1 protein-coding gene is annotated in these 474 nt (G+C 69.8%); it reads right to left on the reverse strand.

The features are described from left to right. On the reverse strand, nt 1-474 hold a 474-nt coding region (locus I6F37_RS38870; RefSeq protein WP_225154202.1), incomplete at both ends, for a tyrosine-protein phosphatase.

A 474-nucleotide genomic window follows, 5' to 3' on the forward strand; every position in this document is an offset into this window, starting at 1 on the left:
ACGTAGCCCTGGTAGAACTCGAGCTTGGTGCCGCTGTTGCTGATCGGGAAGGCGTAGCGGTCGACGCTCCTGATCTTCGGGTCGCTGCCCCCGTTGAAGGCGATCACGGTCCGGACGCCCAGGTCGCGGACGATCCGCTCGTCCAGCGCGGTGCAGTCGTCCAGGTCGTCCGAACGCCAGAGGTCGCGTACGCCGACCAGCGGCCGGAAGTTCTGCGCACCGTCGAGCCGTACGCGCGCGACGTCGGGGAGGTCGACCTTGCCGACCTTGGAACCCCACCAGACCCGGCCGTGCTGGAAGCTCTGGGCGTAGGTGTTGTGCCCGTCGATCCGCTGCTTGACCTCCTTGGCCTCCGCCTTGCCCAAGACGGGCTTGCCCCCCGCCGCGAGGTAGGTCTCGAGGATGCGGCCCTTGATCGTCGGGGTCGCGGCCTCCGCACCGACCGGCCAGCCCGCGAGCCCGACGGCTCCGGTC

Source organism: Bradyrhizobium sp. NBAIM08, from assembly GCF_020193935.1.
Taxonomy (GTDB): domain Bacteria; phylum Pseudomonadota; class Alphaproteobacteria; order Rhizobiales; family Xanthobacteraceae; genus Bradyrhizobium; species Bradyrhizobium yuanmingense.